The organism is Bradyrhizobium archetypum (genome assembly GCF_013114835.1).
In the GTDB taxonomy this organism is placed as follows: Bacteria; Pseudomonadota; Alphaproteobacteria; order Rhizobiales; family Xanthobacteraceae; genus Bradyrhizobium; species Bradyrhizobium archetypum.
In genome coordinates, this window is record NZ_JAAVLW010000010.1 from 150283 (window position 1) to 163419 (window position 13137).

General features: G+C 62.6%; 8 protein-coding genes and 1 pseudogene. 2 read left to right on the forward strand and 7 right to left on the reverse strand.

From position 1 onward, the window contains the following. Positions 1 to 11: 11 nt before the first annotated feature. From HCN50_RS28685 to HCN50_RS28710, 6 genes are all read right to left on the reverse strand, one after another. On the reverse strand, positions 12 to 1019 hold the full coding sequence (locus HCN50_RS28685) for a polyprenyl synthetase family protein (RefSeq protein WP_171713223.1): 1008 nt from the start codon (positions 1017 to 1019) through the stop codon (positions 12 to 14). Positions 1020 to 1163: 144 nt separating this feature from the next. Beyond that, on the reverse strand, positions 1164 to 2507 hold the full coding sequence (locus tag HCN50_RS28690) for a cytochrome P450 (RefSeq protein WP_171713224.1): 1344 nt from the start codon (positions 2505 to 2507) through the stop codon (positions 1164 to 1166). Further along, entirely contained in the window at positions 2507 to 3352 is an 846-nt protein-coding gene (locus HCN50_RS28695; protein WP_171713225.1) for an SDR family oxidoreductase, read from the reverse strand. The genes HCN50_RS28690 and HCN50_RS28695 overlap by 1 nt, the downstream gene beginning before the upstream one ends. A 4-nt stretch (positions 3353 to 3356) precedes the next feature. Next, positions 3357 to 3647: a ferredoxin gene (locus tag HCN50_RS28700; RefSeq protein ID WP_171583075.1), complete on the reverse strand. Its 291-nt coding sequence runs from the start codon at positions 3645 to 3647 to the stop codon at positions 3357 to 3359. A 1-nt stretch (position 3648) separates the two neighbouring features. Further along, complete coding sequence (locus tag HCN50_RS28705) at positions 3649 to 4941, reverse strand: cytochrome P450 (RefSeq protein WP_171713226.1); 1293 nt, start codon at positions 4939 to 4941, stop codon at positions 3649 to 3651. Between the two features lie 90 nt (positions 4942 to 5031). Continuing rightward, on the reverse strand, positions 5032 to 6234 hold the full coding sequence (locus HCN50_RS28710) for a cytochrome P450 (RefSeq protein ID WP_171713227.1): 1203 nt from the start codon (positions 6232 to 6234) through the stop codon (positions 5032 to 5034). 1616 nt (positions 6235 to 7850) lie between these two features. On the opposite strand from HCN50_RS28710, the gene HCN50_RS28715 reads away from it, so the two are divergent. Then, positions 7851 to 8300, forward strand: coding sequence for a VirK family protein (locus HCN50_RS28715; RefSeq protein ID WP_171713228.1), 450 nt, complete (start codon positions 7851 to 7853; stop codon positions 8298 to 8300). A 1322-nt stretch (positions 8301 to 9622) separates the two neighbouring features. Next, positions 9623 to 11301, forward strand: a pseudogene (locus tag HCN50_RS34875) (DUF885 domain-containing protein). A 309-nt stretch (positions 11302 to 11610) separates the two neighbouring features. Here the strand turns inward: HCN50_RS34875 and HCN50_RS28730 are convergent. After that, entirely contained in the window at positions 11611 to 12498 is an 888-nt protein-coding gene (locus HCN50_RS28730) for a DMT family transporter (protein ID WP_171713230.1), read from the reverse strand. Positions 12499 to 13137: the final 639 nt, after the last annotated feature.

Consider the following 13137-nt stretch of genomic DNA (forward strand, 5'->3'; position numbering starts at 1 on the left):
GACGGGCGCGCTCACGCGCATGGCACGTGCTTGAACAGATACGCGTTGGCCCGCTGCAGCATCTGCGCCAACCTTTCCGCACGCGGCCCCAGCGGGACGATGGCCTCCCCGGCGTCGCGCAACAGATCCGGCGCGAACTGGCGCGCTGCCTGCAGCCCCATGATCGACACACAGGTCGGCTTCTGCGCCGCCGCGTCCTTGCCGGGGGTCTTGCCCAGCGTCGCGGTATCCGCTGTCGCGTCGAGAATGTCGTCGACCACCTGTAACGCCAGGCCGAAACAGGCGCTGTAGCGATCGAGCGCACAGTATAGCGCAGCGTGCGCGGCATCCTCCGCGATGGCGCATAGCGCGCCCATGCGAACGGACGCGCGCACTAGCGCTCCGGTCTTCATCCGGTGCATCGCCAGGATCCTGTCCAGCTCGACGTGCTTTCCAACCAGCGACAGATCCATGGCCTGCCCGCCTGCGGCACCCTCGGCGGACACCGCCTGCGCCAGTTCGCGCACGAGCGCGATACGGTTGTCGCCCGGCGCATCCAGGCTCGCCAGGGTCAGGAAGGCGTGCGCCTGCAGCGCATCGCCGACCAGGATCGCGGTCGCTTCGCCGAACTTGACGTGCACGGTCGGAAGCCCGCGGCGAAGCACGTCGTCGTCCATCGCGGGCAGGTCATCGTGGACCAGGGTACAGGCGTGCATCATCTCGATGGCGGCGCTGACGTCGTCGAGCATGTGCGCCGGCGTGTCGGCCAGCGCTCCGGCAGCCAGACAGAGCAAGGCGCGGGTGCGCTTGCCGCCATGCAAGGTGGCGTAGCGCATCGCCGCCATCAGCTCGGTCGCGCCGTCGTCTTGACCGCAGAGAAGACGCGCCAGCGCCTGTTCGACCCGCTTTGCGCCGTCCTGCATCCAGATCTCCGGCAGCAGCCAGCCGGATGCGCCGCGCGCCTGCGCGCCCAATCCACCGAGCGCGGAAACGTTAGTTCGCTCGCCGTGTAGTGTGCAACCGGTCTGCATGTTGTTCATGTCATTGTACCTGCCAGGAGACGGCCAGGCGAGCGGCGAGCCGCCGCGGTGTTGCCGGCCTCCCACCGAGCGCGCGCGCCAAGTGCAGCAATGCCGCGCGTCGCCGGCGCCGCTGCCTCACCACACGGGGCATGCGATGCCAGCTCATGAGAATCCGATGCGGATAGTCATGGACGGATGTGCGGTCGGGTAATAGCGCCGGCCTTTTTCGACGCCGCTCAGCAACCGCGGCCGCACCCCGGCCTCGTGCATGGTCAGCGCCAAGGCGATACAGAACTGCACCAGTTCCAGCCATGCCAGGTGGTAGCCCATGCAGACGTGTGGGCCGGTACCGAACTGCAGCATGTCGACCGGCCGGATCGGCTCGGTGCGTTGCAGCCACCGCGCCAGCCGAAACTGATCAGGCGCCTCGTGCAGCAGCGCCGAGGTCGAGAAATGCAGCAGCGGGATGCACAGATCGGTGCCCGCAGGAATGCGCTGTTGGCCGAGTCGCAATTCACGCAGTGCGCGACGCACTAGGAGCGGCGTCGCCGGATGCACGCGCAGCGTCTCGCGGAACAGCGCCTCGGCGACCGGACACTGCGCCAGGTCCGCGTGCCGGGTCGGCACCGCGCCTACGCGTTGCGCCTCCTCGACCAGGGCGTCCCACAGCCCAGGCTGCCGCGCTAGCTCGATCACCATCCAGGCCATCGTCGAGGCGGTGGTGTCGTGACCACCAAGCAGCAGCAAGCGGATATTGGCGACCAGGACGTCATCGGAAAGCGCATCGTCGCTGCGATCGAAGGCGCTCACCATGTCGTTGATCAACCCGGTGCGCGAGGCATGTTCGCGCGCGGCGCGGACGAACTCGCGCAAGCGCGCATCGATCCAGTCGCGGGCGGCGCGGCCGCGCCGCAAGGGCAGTCCGGGCAGGTCGACCGGGGGCGCGACGATCAACTGCAGCAGTTGCCGGTATTTGCGATGCCATCCCGGCAGGTCCTGCGCGGGGATTCCCATGAGACTGAAGATGAGCTTGAGCATCAGGTCGCCAGTTTCGCGCAGGATGGTTACGTCGCCGCGGTCCCGCCACGCCTGCACGCGCGCCCGGATGACGGGCGCGAACAGTTCGCCGATGCCGGCCTGGGTCAGCCCCTTGGGCAGAAGCGCCGCCTGGATCGCATCGCGCGCCTGCCGGTGCGCGATGCCGTCCTGGGCGACCAACGTTCCGCCAAACAATTCGGGCGCGATGTCTTCGATCAGCGCCGAGGACACGTCCTTGTGCCGGAGCAGTGCGAGAGCATCCGGATCCAGACTGGTCATCAGGTGTCCGGCAGGGCCGAAATCTAGCCAGAAGTGGCTGCCCAGCGTCCGTTCCGCGCGCCACAGCAGGCGCGGCAGGTCGCAGACGACGGCGGGAAGATGCCCGACCAAGGGAAAAGCGCCGGGCACGACCGGGATGTCGTGCCGCAGCCGATGCCGACGGTTCAGCGGGTTGAGCAGCATGTCCATCAGCAGCGCGGCGCCGCGTCCGCTTCGGCGGTCTCGCCGGCAGGCCGCGCGGCGCGGCTGTTGCCACCGTCGGCGTAGGTCGGCACATGCGCCAGCATGCCGCCGTCGATGCACACGACCTGGCCGGTGATGAACGCAGCATCGTCGGACAGCAGGAACGCCACCAGTGCGGCCACGTCCTCGGGGCGGCCGACGCGCGGCAGGAGCTGGTGCCGGCGCAGATGGGTTTGCATGCACTCGTCCAGCTTGGCCAGGAGACGCTCGGTCATGATGAGACCCGGCGCAACCGCGTTGCAGCGGATCTGCGCATGACCGTACTGGGTGGCGAGCGAGGCCGACAGCATGTTCAACGCCGCCTTCGACGCGGCGTAGGACGTCTGCGCGGTGTCACCGCTGAGCCCTTGGCACGACGACATGTTGACGATCGCGCCACCGCCGCGGGCGATCATGCGTGGGATGGCCTGCCGGCAGCAGAGCAGCGTGCCTCGCAGATTGGTCGCCATGGTCTGATCCCAGACCGCCAGGTTCAACTCGAGGATCGCGCGGTCGCGCGGGGTCAGATGCATGGCGCTCGCGTTGTTCACCAGCAGGTCGACCCCACCGAAGTGCCGCTCCGCCGTCTCAAACAGCGCTGCCACCGCCTGCGCATCGGCGATGTCGATCGCCAGGGCGAGCGCGTGGCCCGCTTCGGCCGCGATCTGCGCGGTGCAGGCGATAGCCGCCGAGCCATCAATGTCGGCCACCACCACTCTGCCGCCCTCGCGCGCGATAGCGAGGGCGCATGCCTTGCCGATGCCGGCGCCGGCGCCGGTCACCACAGCCACTTTGCCTTCAAACCGTCCCATCGTGTCATCCTAGATTGTGTTGGTCTTTCGCGGCATGCCGCTCGGCCTCCGGTGGAGAACGCGCAAGGTTGGCGCTGGCGCGCTCGTCATCCCCAGCGTCGCTTTCGATGACCCGAATGGCGGCGACCGGGCACTGGCTGGCCGCAAGCCGCACGGCGGCGTGCAGCGCCTGCGGGACCGTCGCCACGCACACTTCGGCCACGCCGTCCGGTTCGCGCTGGCGAAAGGTGCTCGGCAGCGTCAGCACGCACTGCCCCGTGGTGCTGCACAGATCCTGGTCGACCACGACGCGCATCTCAGCCTCCCCCCTGCGCATGCAGCCGCACCGGCAGCGCGCGGAACGTCCTAAGGAATGCGGAGGGCTCCCGGGTCGGCTGCTCGGCCAACGCTAGCGCGGGGAAGCGCGCCTGGATCCGCGGCAGGCTCTCGGCCAACTGCACCCGGGCCAGTTGCGCACCGAGGCAGAAGTGGATGCCGTGGCCGAAGCTCAGCATGATCTTCCCGTCGGTCGACATGCCAGGACTGGTGCCGTAGAACCGCGCGGGATCGAAGCGGTCGGGATCGGCGAAGGCGGCCGGGTCGCGATTGCCGGCCGCGATCAGCACGCGCACGTCCGCGTTCTTCGGAATCACCACGCCGCCCAGTTCGATGTCGCGCTGTGCGATACGCGGAATGGAGCTGAACATGGCGGGCGCGTCGCAGCGCAGGACTTCTTCGACGAATGCCTTCACCCCCACGGCGTCTGCCTGCAGCCAATGCCGCTGTTCGGGATACGCCAGCATCGCCAGGACCGCATGGTCGATGGTCGCAGCAGTTGTGGCGAAGCCGCCCAGCAGCATGCCCCACAGCATGCTGATCAATTCCGCATCCGACAGCGTGTCGGCATCGTCGTCGTGTGCGCCGACCAGCATCGAGACGACATCGTGGCGGGGATCGGTGCGCTTGCGCTGTATGAGGTCGCCGAAGTAGGCCTGCACCCTGGCACTGGCCACGTCCGCCGCGGCGAGCTGGGGATCGCTGGCGTGCGGGCTCAGGCCTTCCGCAATGGCGCCGATGCCGGCGGCGAGCCCGAACATGTCGTCCTGGGGCAGGCCGAACAGTTCGGCAAAGACCAGCATGGGCAGGGCCAGCGCGAACTCCCGATGCAGGTCAACCGCCTCCCCACGCTCCAGCGCGGGCGCCATGCCGTCCAGGCGCGCTGCGACGATGCGCGCGATGCTCGGCCGCAGATTGTCGATCTGGAACAAGGTGAAATCGCGCGAAATCAGCCGGCGCAGACGCGTATGCGTCGGTGGTTCCTTCATCGCTAGCGTGGACGCCAGCAGTTTGAGCGACAGGCTTCTCGCCGCACGCGGGAAATAGCGCGCCAGTTCGCCCGGCGCCGGTCCCCGAAACGCATCGCCGGTGGCCGTGAGCGCCCAGTAGATGTCGGCGTGGCGGCTCAACAGAAAGAGGCCCGACGGCGCGCGATGGACCGGATCGTGCTCGCGCAACCACCGCATGAACGGATACGGGTCGTGGATGCACGCTGGCGAGGCCAGTTCGGCGAAGGCGTCGGGGCATGCTGCCGTGGTTTCTTGCACGTCCATTTTGGTTACCTGTTGGCTGGCTGATCTGACCGTCGCGCGCCATGCGCCGGCAATTGCGGAGAAGATCGCGATCCCGGCGGCGTCCGCGCATCACCAGAGCACCGGGAACTCCTCGAACCCGCCGGTAATGATCTCCTTGCGCAACTTCAGTTCTTCGGGCGCCACGGCCAGGCGCAGCGCGGGAAAGCGCTGGAAGATCGAACCGAACACCACCTTGAGTTCCAGCCTGGCCAGCGCCGCGCCGATGCAGTGATGCGGTCCGTAGGAGAACGCCAGGTGCTCCTTTTCTTCGCGTCCGATGTCGAAGATTTCCGGGTCGTCGAAATGGCGCGGATCGAACGACGTCGCCGGCAGGCCGACCAGCACCTTACTCTCCGCGGGAATATGCACGCCCGCGATGGTCACGTCGGTTCTCGGATAGCGCATGATGCCGTCCCAGCCCGCGCCAGGCGGGTACATGCGCAGGATTTCCTCCACCGCCTTGTCCACCAGAGATGGATCGCCGACCAGGCGTTCGCGCTGTTGCGGATGGCGGAACATAGCCAGCAGGCCGAATTCAATCTGCGCAACGGTGCTCTCGTGCCCCGCCACCAGCATGCCCGCCGCCAGGCCGATCGCCTCTTCCTCGGTCGCCTTGCCCTGGTCGACCGTCGCGAGCAGATCCGTCAGCAGGTTGTCGCCCGGATCCTGGCGCTTGTCCCGCATCTTGCCGCGAATGTAGGCGCGCAGCTCTTTCCAGGCCAGGCGCGACGCGCTGCGCGGGCCGCTTTCATGCTGATGCGTCATCACCTCGTCGGACAGCCCGGCGAAAAAGGCGTGATCCTCGTATAGCACCCCCATCAGCTCGCTGATGACCATGGCCGGAAGCGGAAAGGAGACGTGGCGCCGCAGGTCGGCGGGCTGGGGCTGGGCCGCCAGTGTCTCGAATAACTGCGCGGCGATCGCCTCGACCTGCTGCAAGAGTAGCTTCACCCTGCGGTTGCTGAAGGCCGGAGCCACTATCGTGCGTAACCGGGCATGCTCGCCCCCCTCGTGCGAGACCAGCCACCCCGGCGAACCGAGAATCACCGAATCCGGGGTGAATGCGGCCGGCGGCATTCCCGCGGGCCGGAACGCCGCGTCGGACAGCACCGCCTTGGCCTCATCGTAGCCTGTCACCCACCAGCCTTCGTGCCCGGATGGGAAGCGCACGCGGTGGATCGGACCGTCGGCGCGTAGCGCCAACATCTCGGGCGAGGGCTCGATGTGATCGACGCGCCACATCGGCAGCGTCGGCAAAGGTTGTTCGGACATGGTGGCACTTCACTCTCTAAGCGACGGAAGGGCGGAAGGTGACCGGCAGGTGCTGCGGGCAGCGGCTTCACTTGCGCTTGCGTTCACTTCTGTTCGTCGACGATGATCGGCGGGGAAGGCGGCCAGACCCTAGGGCCTCAATTTGGCTTTAGCCAACTACCGAATGTTGTAGTAGCCCCCTAAGCTCAAAGCGAAAAAATGCATGCTTGGCCTTGAAATAGCATCGCGATGACGACCACGAGCGACGCAAAACTCACGCGCCTGTACGTTGGAGGGGCCAGCTGCGGCATTTCTCTATCGCCGTACACTGGGCGCGTTAACCGCTCCTTCTTCACACAGTCGAAATCCCCCTCGAACGCGTTGGTGTCGGCGCCGAGGCGCACGTTGCGCGGCAGTTTGTCAGCGAGCAGGCGCTAGATCATGTCATGCCCGCGCGTTGCCATTCCTTCCTGCCGGCGCGCTTGAAGGCAGCGTTCTTGGCCGTTGTATCGGGCATCGCACAAGCGGCTGCATCCGACTTAACGCCGCTGAATGCGGTCGAGCGTCGATCTCCTATGCTGCAACAGCACCGGCCCAACGCACACTGCCGGGTATAAGGTGCGTGGGGCCGGTTGGGGATGGCGCGGCACTTGGCCGTCCAACCCAGACAAACCCGTGCAAATGATATGCCACACGAAATAGTGCCGATGATCGGCGTCGATTCGCCGGCGTCGGGCGCACGGATTTTCAGTTGCGGCAGGACGCGCCTAGCTATAGGCCATTTCCTCCTTAGTGGCCGGACGATCGCCGGATTTCGATGTCGGCGAGACTTCGTTGCGCAGTGTGGCCAGAGGGGCGCGGGTATCCGAACGGATTAGAATTATTGCGTCACAAACCTGACGACGCATGAGCTTCCATTTGATTGCGCAGCAGGGACATCTACGTAACGTCTAAGCAGATGAGCTCGCGACGCACCCCCGCATGCTAGCGAACGAGTTTGCATCTCACGCTCCGTTTTGAGCGGGAGCGACGCGGGTCAGCTAGTCATTCCATGAGCCGCGCGAAGCGCGTGGTCAAGAAGTCAACGCTGCCGTCGCGCCATTGACATTCCGCCAAGTTTGTTTCGGTAGACCGAGCTCAACTCACACACACACCTTGAACTATCAAGTATTTTGCTCGTCCTCCTATTGTATCAGTTTCGCCGCCCGTCCATTCCGGACCATTCCTTCGGGCGGCAGCGGTCCCCTGACGAGGCGACCACACAAATTGCGCGGCAAGAACGCCCGTTGCTCATTCGAAGCTGTTCCGCTCACGCTTATATGAGAGTCCTAACCCGCACGTTCTCGCTCATATCGGCCTCCTTCATTTTACGTTATTGCCGTTCCTCCTTTGGACGCTGCCACCCTTGGACCAAACAGTGCACAGGATGTCGCAAATCGTGACGCCACTTCGCAAACCTTACCTACGAGCTTGTGAGGTTGGATTAGCCTTCGCAACGACTTGCAAGCGGTTGCGACACATGTAGTTGTTGCGAAGCGCACATGCACGCTGTCCGGAATCCGCCAAGCTGTTTGCGGACGCGACATCGTAATTGCCGCATGCGTCGCATGCGGTGTTGTTGTGAAGGAGAAGAGCGTATGAAGTTTAGTCGCAGATGCCTGTCGATCCTGTTTTCTTTGCTTTCGGCTGTGAGCGTGAGCACGATCGCCAAGGCCGATGAGCCCTCGCCGAAATACGCCGATGTGCTCAGTGCTCTGCAGGCTGGCAAGAATGTGAAGCTCATATTGGACCTAAGCCGCTGTACCACGCTCGATGGCGGCAAGCCCGGGCCAGCGACGCAGGCCGGGCTGCTTATTAGCGCCTTCAGGGTGACCGCCCAGAACGGCATCAGCTTTGCCAATGCCCATCAAACCGTGGATAGCTCGGGACAGCCAGTGACGGAATACATTCGTCACAGCCTCAGCCGCGAAGGCAAGCTTACGGTGCGGGCCTCCAAGCTGATCGTCGGGGCGACCCAAGTAGTGAATCAGGGCGAATTCGTGTGCGAACTGCCGGACGGCGCAAAGTTCGTTTCTTCGCTCCCCTGACCTTTCGAGTGCAGTTTTTATAACACCGCGTGACGATGGCCAGGTCAATTCTGGCCGTCTTTTCGTAGCCGGTGGCCAAGCGCCAAAGTTACTTACCGTTTAATGAAGCAGCATCCGCTGAGGTGGTGCCGACCTCAGACTGTTGAAGAACTCGGCCGCGTTCGCAAGGGACACTGAATGGTCAATATTGTGTATGAAGAACCGGCCGACCGCCTGTCCGTAATGACGGCCATAGCTGATCCGCGACCGCGAGCGTGGTCATTCTCGTCGTCTCCTTACCATGAGAATTCCGAGCAGACCGAACCCTCTCGAGCCGTAGCGGAAGTCGAGAAGGCGCTCCCAAGCGCACCGAAGGCTGCGGCGATTTCAGCATCGCTACCCTCGAAGTGACATGCGCCTCTTAGAACAAGATGGACGAAGTCGCTGCTCTCGTTCGCCATCGATTGCGAACTGCGGCCGCTAGTGTTCTCTCCAACATGCGGCGACATTTCATCAACCGCAGTTCGCTAATGAAATCTCCTGCATCTGGCTTTGACCGCGCCGAGCCTGATCGTTCGGCGGCTAGGATCGGCATCATCCCGCCTATTGCCGGATAGATGCGGCGGTCTCGGCGATTTGCTCGGCCGAATGCCGGCGCGAATTCCGTTTCGTGCGGCCGTACTCGCTTAAAAGGGCCATGTTTCTACAGCCGGCTTACTCGCCGGTGCGTGCATGTAGCCCCTGTAAGTTCGTTTATGGGCGGGGAAATTTTCTAGGAGCAAAGCATAACCCGCCGTCAAATCTCGGCAAATCGGGTGTCCTGCGTACTCTCCCGACGCCTCCCCGTCGCTAGGCCGCAACGACGACACCGCGCGAATCAGCGTCGGCGTGAAGACCAACCTTCTGCGCGCGTCCTCAAAAAGTGATGCACGACATTCATGCCTTGCGTCGGTGCTTCGCCGACTCCTGCAAAGGCGCACATTGAGTACGTCATGGGAAACTTCTTCGAAAAAGCGGCTTCCCGCTGCGCAACGTCCTGTCGGACAACCAGCAGCGACGATTGTCAGCCTTCGAACCATGTCAGCAACTTGACGCTACACACACTTACGAAGTGCCGTCAAAAACCTGCAATTCAATTCGGCACGTCGCTTGCTTCATTCGCCGCATCCTCACAACAGCAGTGCGGTGATCTTCAAGAGCGGACTCGCCGCAGTTTTCAATTGAGGACCTTGAACACCATGAACAAACCTACCATGCCTCAGTCGGTTACGGCCGCACCGCAAACCGAGGCGCTTGGTGTTTTTTTCGAACAGGCGTTCGAACGGCAAATCCGACGGAGCCCGATGAGAGAGGCCGCCTTGCTGCGGCGCAACGATCGCCAGCATCTATGGGACGAGATCGACGAACCAGCACGGGACCAAGCGGTTCGCGAGACTCGGCAGGATCTTGATCGACTGCGCGCGAACTTCGATCCGCAGACGTTGCCGGACGCGGCCAAGCTGAGCTATCGGCTGTTCGAGAGCAACTGCGTGACATCCCTAGAAGCGGACGAGTTCCGGCATTACAACTACCCGCTAAACCAAATGGGTGGCTGGCAATCGTCCATTCCGGCCTTTCTGCTCAACCATCATCCCATCGACGCTGTCGAAGATGCCGAGGCCTACATCTCTCGCCTCGAGGGAATCCGCAGGTTGGTCGCACAAATCATTGATGGTGTCGAATTGCGTTCTCGCAACGGTATTTTCGCTCCCAGGTTTGTTTACGACAAGGTCATCCGGGAATGTCGCAATCTTCTGAGCGGCGTGCCCTTTCATGCTTCAGGAAAGGACTCGACGTGGCTTGCGGATTTCCGCGCCAAGCTCGACGCGCTGCCCATATCTTACGCGAAGAAGCCCAAGCTTACTGAAGCAGCCATTCAAGCGATGATCAGGTTCGTCCAACCGGCTTACGTCGATTTGATGCAGCGGCGGCCCGGCTCGAGGCCACGTCCAGCACGGACGATGGCGCCTGGAAGCACCCCAACGGACTTGAGTTCTACGCGCAGGCGCTCAGGCACATAACCACGACGGAGCTGTCGGCCGCCCAAATCCACGAGTACGGACGAGAGGAGGTCGGCCGGATCCACGGAGAGATGGAAAAGATAAAGAACTCGCTTGGCTTTGGCGGCGACCTCGCGGCCTTTTTTAAGCACATCAAGACAAACCCCAAGTTTGTCTATCCCGATACCCAGGAGGGACGGAGCACCTACCTCAGCGAAACGTCACGCATTTTGGATGCGATGTACCGCAAGCTCGGCAATTCTTTTGGCAGGCTTCCCAAGGCTCCTTTGGTTGTCAGGCGTGTCGAGCCCTTCCGTGAGAACTCTGGAGCCCTCGCCTTCTATCAGCGAACGACGGCTGACGGCAGCCAGCCCGGCGTCTACTATGTTAACCTGTCCAGAATGGAGATCCTGAAGACGTTCCAGCTCGAAGCTCTCGCCTACCACGAGGGCGTGCCGGGTCATCACATGCAGATTGCGATTGCGAGAGAACTGACCGGAGTTCCCGCGTTCCAGAAGTTCGGCTCGTACACCGCCTATGCGGAAGGGTGGGCGTTATATGCTGAGTCGCTTGCCAAGGACATGGGTGCGTACCGCGATCCGATGTCCGATTTCGGACGGCTCGCGGCGGAGCTGTGGCGCGCCGCGCGGCTTGTGGTGGATACCGGCATCCACACCAGTCGCTGGACGCGCCAACAAGCGATCAACTACCTACGCAAGGTAACGCCCAATCCGTTGTCCGAAATCATAAGTGAGGTGGAACGCTATGTCGTGATCCCGGGCCAAGCTACTGCGTACAAGGTGGGCATGCAGCAATTGCTCGCGTTGAGGAGCAAGGCAAGCTCTCAGCTGGGCCGGGCGTTCGACACGCGCGAGTTCCACGATGTCGTTCTCGGCAGCGGTGCACTTCCCTTCGGACTCCTCAGCGAGCTCGTCGATCGCTGGATTGCGAGCAAAGGCCCTGGCGGAACTCCTCGCAGCTAGCGTGTGAGGGGCGAAGATACAAGGCGGGACGATCAGATCCAGCTTCTGTCGCATCATCTGGGCCGGGATGAGAAGCGAGGAGCCATCTTCCGATGGGATTAAGTGCCGACGATCCAAAAGGATCTGGTCGCCGACGATCGTGCGGGCCGCCCGCGAAAGAGAGTTAAATCGATAGAAATTCGGATCTCGTGCTCCAAACATCTGTAGGAGCTGTCCGCCCGCAACTTGGCCGCGACCGAGGAAGCCGCGGCATTTTTGATTCCAGGGGCCGCGGGCGAGACGACGTGGCCTGCGCCAAGTTGATTCAGGTCAATCGTGCGGCTTGGAACGAAGGGCCAAGGGCATTCCAAGCGCCGATACGAGAACCGTAGCCGCCCCTAGCCATTGTGTTGCGGTCAGGGCTTCCTGAAGAAAAAGAGATGCGAAAATGGATGTAAACATCGGAACTAGCGGCAGCAACAGCGCGGCTGCGGTCGCGCTCATACGCTCCAGCGCAACGCCGTAGAGAAGAAATGGAATTGACATGAGCAGCAATCCGGATGCGACCACCAAAATAACGTCAGTGATAGTTGGCGCGAGCGCCGGCAATGGACGAATACCAATCCATACACATCCCACTGCTGCGAACGCGACGCTTTGGCTTAATGTCGTAAGCCGCAGCGCATCGATCCGAACCGACATAAAACGGACTGTGATACTGTAGAGCGAGGCAAATAGAACACCGCCGAGCACGAGGGCGACTCCCAGTCCGCGCGTTGCGTAGGGATCGGGTTCAGAGGTCCAGCTCAGCAAACCAACTCCGGCAAAGGCCAACAAGCAGAGCAAGCCGACACCCCGGTTGGGGATCTCGCCTAGAATCAACCACGCGAGGAGTATGATCATTGGCGTCTCAACTGCGAACAGGATCGCTTCCACAGACGTCGACAGCATCGTCAGGCCGAAGGTCGAAAAGCCAGACGCAAGCGCTGGCTGCAGGAGCCCGGGAAGGCCGGCAGGCCAATCCCTCAAGCGAGGCGGCGCGCCTGACCAGATGGATAGTACTGTCAGGCTTGCGGCACTCACCGCCAACTGCCCTGTTAGTAGCGAGAGCGGCTCGATGCAGCAGAGCGCGGCCTTGGACAGAACGTTGCCGATACTCCAGCTGACCATCGCAAGGGTTCCACAAAGAAGCGGTACGAAGAGGCTAGGCTGGCTCATCGGATGGCTTTCCGCTTGCATCAGGCCGTGTGACCTCCAGGCTCCTGCAATAGATCAGCAGCCGTGGATGAACTCCATGCTGGAGGACACGTTGGATTCAGCCTCCTCCAGAAGTAGCGACCAAGATTCTGGATGATACCGGGTCAGCGAGATACGGAGCCAGGGCGCTAACCTTGGGCGTCGCTTGTTCAAGCCTGAGGTTGATCGCGCGCCGATGAGCGAACCGCTAACGGCTGAGCAATCCAATTCGCCCCCATGCGTTATGACTTTTGACGCAGCAAAATTAGCCCTATCGAGCCGAGAAACCAATCTAGTCGCTCCCAGAGAGCTACCTGCGGATTTTTATCGAGAGGCCGCGGCGAAGCATCAGGAACTGTGATTAGAGTCTGCGCCGCCATCCTTTTTGAGCGTCGGCCACTCCTCTGCGCGTCGGGCTAGCTTCTCATATTCCTCGGCAATCTTAAGAAGCCTATCTCTGGACCTGCCTTCAGCGAACGACGCCGCTTTGGTCAGCGTCGCTTCCGCACGGCGTCGCCAGAATTTGGGATCGTAGAACTGATCTTTCGGTTTCATGTAGATGAGCATGCAGTTCGTACATTAAGCGAATGCGACACCAGACCTCCAAGATCATGTAGGCCG

What these genes read in the sequence shown, in the direction of transcription:
- HCN50_RS28705 (WP_171713226.1), bottom strand. Translation starts at nt 4,941, where the DNA reads ATGGACGTGCAAGAAACCACGGCAGCATGCCCCGACGCCTTCGCCGAA.
- HCN50_RS28710 (WP_171713227.1), bottom strand. Translation starts at nt 6,234, where the DNA reads ATGTCCGAACAACCTTTGCCGACGCTGCCGATGTGGCGCGTCGATCAC.
- HCN50_RS28695 (WP_171713225.1), bottom strand. Translation starts at nt 3,352, where the DNA reads ATGGGACGGTTTGAAGGCAAAGTGGCTGTGGTGACCGGCGCCGGCGCC.
- HCN50_RS28690 (WP_171713224.1), bottom strand. Translation starts at nt 2,507, where the DNA reads ATGGACATGCTGCTCAACCCGCTGAACCGTCGGCATCGGCTGCGGCAC.
- HCN50_RS28715 (WP_171713228.1), top strand. Translation starts at nt 7,851, where the DNA reads ATGAAGTTTAGTCGCAGATGCCTGTCGATCCTGTTTTCTTTGCTTTCG.
- HCN50_RS28700 (WP_171583075.1), bottom strand. Translation starts at nt 3,647, where the DNA reads ATGCGCGTCGTGGTCGACCAGGATCTGTGCAGCACCACGGGGCAGTGC.
- HCN50_RS28685 (WP_171713223.1), bottom strand. Translation starts at nt 1,019, where the DNA reads ATGAACAACATGCAGACCGGTTGCACACTACACGGCGAGCGAACTAAC.
- HCN50_RS28730 (WP_171713230.1), bottom strand. Translation starts at nt 12,498, where the DNA reads ATGAGCCAGCCTAGCCTCTTCGTACCGCTTCTTTGTGGAACCCTTGCG.